At 48.3% G+C, this 5430-nt stretch carries 4 protein-coding genes and 1 pseudogene; 2 read left to right on the top strand and 3 right to left on the bottom strand.

Going from position 1 to position 5430, the window contains the following annotated elements; all coding sequences use genetic code 11:
• Positions 1 to 353 precede the first annotated feature (353 nt).
• Both dxs and RID53_RS18260 read right to left on the bottom strand, forming a co-directional pair.
• Positions 354 to 2261, bottom strand: a complete 1908-nt coding sequence (dxs, locus tag RID53_RS18265) for a 1-deoxy-D-xylulose-5-phosphate synthase (protein WP_446389452.1) — start codon at positions 2259 to 2261, stop codon at positions 354 to 356.
• Between the two features lie 260 nt (positions 2262 to 2521).
• Positions 2522 to 3049, bottom strand: coding sequence for a transcriptional repressor (locus RID53_RS18260; protein WP_446389451.1), 528 nt, complete (start codon positions 3047 to 3049; stop codon positions 2522 to 2524).
• A 483-nt stretch (positions 3050 to 3532) separates the two neighbouring features.
• Between RID53_RS18260 and clpX the strand changes: the two genes are divergently transcribed.
• Together clpX and RID53_RS18250 are read left to right on the top strand one after the other, a co-directional pair.
• Positions 3533 to 4873 carry an ATP-dependent Clp protease ATP-binding subunit ClpX gene (gene clpX, locus RID53_RS18255; protein WP_446389453.1) on the top strand — a complete coding sequence of 447 codons (1341 nt, stop codon included), beginning with the start codon at positions 3533 to 3535 and terminating at the stop codon, positions 4871 to 4873.
• Positions 4870 to 5136, top strand: coding sequence for a hypothetical protein (locus RID53_RS18250; protein WP_446389450.1), 267 nt, complete (start codon positions 4870 to 4872; stop codon positions 5134 to 5136). Before clpX ends, RID53_RS18250 begins: the two co-directional genes overlap by 4 nt.
• A 17-nt stretch (positions 5137 to 5153) precedes the next feature.
• On the opposite strand, the pseudogene RID53_RS18245 reads toward RID53_RS18250, so the two are convergent.
• Positions 5154 to 5430: pseudogene (locus RID53_RS18245) on the bottom strand (ATP-binding protein); the annotation flags it as partial.

Raw genomic sequence — 5430 nt, 5'->3', positions numbered from 1 at the left:
TGATCGGAAGTCTCGAAGCGTCGGTATCCACTAACGCCGTGACAGGCTGAGTTAATCAGATTAGTGATATGCCAAACCAGTACGTTGCTGACGCCAAATCCCCAAACAAACCCTTCCCAACCAAAGAATACATAGTTCAGTGCCGCAAACGCTGATCATGGAAAGAGAAACCAGCGGTCTAACCAAACAAGTTCTGGAAATTTGGCAAAGTCGGCGATTTACTTGTAGTCGGTCTGCATAAATCGTTTTACTTATGCTGGGGAGAATTTTGGCAACTTGCGACGGTGAATACAACGGAAATAGTCAGTTAAATTGTAGAGACGTAGCATGCTACGTCTCTACACGATTGGAAATTAACTCACCACCGACGGCTGTTTATTAAAGAACGCTTCGCGCACTTGTTCCGCCATTTGGGACGGCGTTAACCCTAAATCGGCTTTCGACTGATCAGGTTTAGCATGATCGACTAACTTATCCGGGACACCAAACCGCTTCACGGGTACCAAAACATTATTGTCCGATAACGCTTCCGTCACGGCTGACCCAAATCCGCCCATCAAGCAGCCTTCTTCTAACGTGACAACCTTACCAATTCGCTGGGCTAGGGGCAGAATCAACTCAGTATCCAAAGGCTTGACAAATCGCGCATTAACCACAGTGGCTTCAATTCCGTGTTCGCTCAAAATCTCCGCCGTTTGCATCGCAGGATACACCATGGAACCATAGCCAATCAGCAGGATATCATCGCCATTGCGGAGAATTTCGCCTTTACCGATGAGTAGCCCGTCCCATCCTTCTTCCATTAAGGGAACGCCATACCCATTCCCCCGTGGATAACGCATCGCAATCGGTCCCTCGGTGTAATTCACACCCGTCACCAGCATCCGTTGCAGTTCCGCTTCATCCTTGGGTGCCATAACCACCATGTTGGGGATACAACGCAGGTAGGCAATATCATACATCCCTTGGTGCGTCGGACCATCAGCACCAACAATCCCGGCGCGATCTAAGCAGAAGAACACGGGTAGGTTTTGGATGCAAACATCGTGAATGATCTGGTCATACGCCCGTTGCAGGAAGGTGGAGTAAATTGCGGCTACAGGTCGCATTCCTTCGCAAGCCAGCCCTGCGGCTAGGGTAACGGCGTGCTGTTCGGCAATTCCCACATCGATGTATTGTTTGGGCAGTTTTTCCTGGAGTTTGGTCAACCCTGTCCCCGTCGCCATAGCGGCGGTAATGCCGATGATTTTGGGATTGTTTTCGGCTAATTTGACTAAGGTGTGGGCAAAGACTTTGGAATAGCCAGGAGGTTTAGGTTTGTTAGAGGGAATTGCTTTCCCAGTGGTTAAATCAAAGGGACTTTGGGCATGATAACCGACTTTATCTTGTTCTGCGATCGCATAACCCTTACCTTTGGTCGTTACCACATGCACCAAGACGGGACCTGAGTATGTATGTGCTGATTTGAACGTGGTAATCAAGTCTTCTAGGTTATGACCATCTACGGGTCCCATGTAGGTGAAGCCCAGTTCTTCCAACACCGCCCCAACTTTGGGAACCGCTAACCGTTTCATCCCCTCTTTCACCCGCTGCAATTCGGGAGTCAAGGATTCCCCAAACAAGGGAAAATGCTTGAACTGTTCCTCTAAATTATCTGCCAGGAACTGCATCGGCTTACTCAGGCGTACCCGGTTCAGAGACCGGGAAATTGCGCCCACGTTGGGCGAAATGGACATTTCATTGTCATTCAATACCACCAACAGCCGGGTATGGGGTAAATGTCCCGCATGGTTAATCGCTTCTAATGCCATACCCCCAGTTAAGGCACCATCACCAATCACCGCCACGGTTTTAAAGTTTTCCCCTTTCGCATCACGCGCCAGCGCCATCCCTAGGGCGGCTGAAATGCTGGTAGACGCATGACCTGCACCAAAGTGATCAAACTTATTCTCACACCGCTTAAGGTAACCAGCAACCCCGTCCTTTTGCCGTAGGGTGTGGAAATGATTATAGCGTCCCGTAATCATCTTATGGGGATAGGCTTGGTGACCGACATCCCAAATCACCTTATCCCGATCCAAATCGAGTGTCTGATATAATCCCAACGTCAGTTCGACAACCCCTAACCCTGGACCTAAATGACCACCGCTTTTGGCTACCGTTTGCAGATGCCGTTCCCGAATTTGACGGGCAATCTCCTCCAGTTGACGGATCGACAAACCGTGTAGCTGGTTCGGATGGGTAATTTCGCTGATATGCATACCGCCGTAATCTTCTTTAAATCGCTACTGGATATTATTCGTCTGTTTGATAGTCTAAAGTATCTAACAATTTAGGGGTTAGGGGGAGTGAAATTAACAAATCCCTAGATTATCTGGCGAAAACAGCTAATTCTGGGCAACTTCAGGTACAACCCAACCCGTGTCAGTGACGAAAATCACAATAGATTGAAGTTTTACTCACCGAATGTCACCGCTTGGTTGTCCTTGGTTCAACCATTGGACAAATTCCTGATGACGTGTTAAGTGTGATTGTCTACCTCGTGGGGATCTTCTGCCGCGATCGCTCGCGTGCAGCGCCAATTACTGGGAAGTGCAGAGGGCCATCCCATACGGAGAGCTTCGGGACAAATGCTGTGTATGGTAAGCTGACAGTCAATGAGCTGGAAGCCTTCCTTGTCCACCTGCTTCATTGCCTGTTTTAATATCGAATCATTCTTAAATTCAATCGTCTGGTTACACTGAATGCAAACTAGATGATGGTGATGATTCGGGAACGGTTGATTCAGTTCGTAGTGTTTATGCCCTTCGGCTAACTCCAATTCTCGCAGGATACCCATGCGAGCCATCAACTTGACACTACGATAAATTGTAGACAGGCTGATGGGTTCTCCCCGCTTGTCCAGCAAATGGAAGAGTTCCTCAGCACTGAGGTGGTTTCCTCGGGGAAGATTCTGAAAAACGTGGAGTATCGTTTCTCGCTGCGGCGTCAACCGCCAACCCCGGGAATTAAGTTCAGCTTTCAGCGAAGCGGCTGTATACGGAGGCATAATCACCCTCTCAAAAAAAACCTGTTATTGACAATGATACTTACTGATCCCACCTATTTGCAAGAAAAGCGGTTAATTGACAATTAATGTCAGTCGATATTCGTCATTCGTCATTCGTTATTCGTCATTCGTTATTTGTCATTTGTCATTTGTCATTTGTCATTCGTCATTTGGTCAGGGCGGGTTTTGCAGCCACGCTAAGGAAAATCATCGGTATTAGTCCCTAAACCCGCCCCTACACACAGATACACCATGGTACGTTTCTACCATGACTGTCCTCATCTCCCCCATCTCCCTCATCTCCCTCATCTCCCCCATCTTCCCCATCTCCCCCATCTCCCTCATCTCCCCCATCTCCCCCCTCACCTGAAGCTCCCTTTTTGCGATCGCTGGAAACTACAATTGAAATAGAGCGGTTTGGATAGCCGAACTCTCCTCTTAAGCCAAATTGCTGTCAGTGAACCCAACAGCGCGGATTTTGATATGTCCAAATACGATTCCTATTTAAGATGTTCTTTTTGTGGTAAATCCTCAGAACAGGTTAGTAAATTGATTGCTGGTCCTAGCGTCTACATCTGTGATGAATGTGTGGAACTGTGCAACCAAATTTTAGAGGAAGAACTGCTAACATCTCACTCAGAAAGCCCCAATTATCCCCCCTTAACGGCTGAACCCCCTTACCAACAACCTGACTATTCTCCCCGTCGCCCCCAATATCACTTGCTCAAGCCCGTTGAAATTAAACAAGTGCTAGACAAGTATGTTATTGGTCAAGACCAAGCCAAAAAAGTTCTCTCCGTTGCGGTTTATAATCATTACAAGCGGCTTAACCTGGCTCAGGATGATTATGACGCTAGTGGGCTTGATGACAGCATTACCCTGCAAAAGTCTAATATCCTATTAATCGGTCCAACGGGTTGCGGTAAAACCCTTTTAGCTCAAACTCTCGCCAATCTGTTACAGGTTCCCTTTGCGATCGCGGATGCAACAACGCTAACAGAAGCAGGTTATGTGGGAGATGATGTTGAGAATATCCTGCTGCGACTGTTACAGATGGCGGACTTTGATATAGAAGCCGCCGAGCAAGGTATTGTTTATATTGATGAAATTGATAAAATTACTCGCAAGAGTGAAAAGTCCTCGATGACGCGGGATGTTTCCGGTGAAGGGGTTCAGCAAGCCTTGCTGAAGATTTTAGAAGGAACGGTGGTGAATGTACCGCCCCAAGGAGGGCGCAAGCATCCTTATCAAGAGTTCATTCAACTGGATACGAGTAATATCCTGTTTATCTGTGGCGGGGCGTTTGTCGGGTTAGAGCAAATTATTGAACAACGCTTAGGGAAACGTTCGATCGGCTTTATTCAACCGAGTGAGACGCGATCGCGTCAACTGTCTTCAGCGGAATTGTCCAAACACTTAGAACCAGACGACTTGATCAAATTCGGGGTAATTCCGGAAATCATTGGGCGGTTACCGGTGATTACCGCCGTGGAACCCCTAGATGAAGACTCCTTAGTGGCAATCTTAACCCAACCTCGCAACGCCTTAGTAAAACAGTACCAAAAACTGCTGAAAATGGATAACGTGCGCTTGGAGTTTCACCCAGAAGCCCTACGTGCGATCGCCCAAGAAGCCTTTCGTCGCAAAACCGGGGCTAGGGCGTTGCGGGGGATTTTAGAAGAGGTGATGTTAGAAGTCATGTATGAGATTCCCTCGCGCCAAGATATTACCCGTTGCGCCATTACCCGCGAGATGGTAGAAAAGCGATCGGCGGCGGAATTGTTAGTCCATCCCTCTTGGTTGCTTAATCCTGAATCAGCGTGAGGATCAATGGCTTGACGGGGTGTTGGGTGTCGGGTGTTGGGTGTTGGGTGTGGGGTGTCGGGTGTTGGGTGTTGGGAAAGGTTGAAACTATTGCCTATTGCCCATTGCCTATTGCCCATTGCCCATTGCCTATTGCCTATTCCCTATCGCCTATTGCCTATTGCCTATTGCCTATTCCCTATCGCCTATTGCCCATTGCCTATTGCCCATTGCCCATTGCCCATTGCCCATTGCCTATTGCCTATTCCCTCTCCCCACCATAAGCCTGATTCAGCAACCCCTATTTAACCCAGCCACTAATTTCGGGAGAGGTGATACCGCGTTCTAACTTGGCGCATTCTTGTCTAGTGGCGTCTAAAATATGGTGCATTGTCACGGGTTTGCCTTCTTCTGCGGCAAAAAAGGCGGCATTCATGGCAATGGAACGGATATTTCCCCCGGTGGCTTGCAGTTTGCCTAATCTAGCATAATCCAGTTTCCGAGTTGGGGTTTCCTTGGGGAAGATGCGTTCCCATATTTTGGCACGGGATGCTGCATCGGGATAGGGGAATTTGACG

The sequence above is a fragment of the Coleofasciculus sp. B1-GNL1-01 genome, from assembly GCF_040220235.1.
In the GTDB taxonomy this organism is placed as follows: Bacteria; Cyanobacteriota; Cyanobacteriia; order Cyanobacteriales; family Coleofasciculaceae; genus Coleofasciculus.
This window is presented reverse-complemented; position numbering and strand designations above follow the sequence as displayed.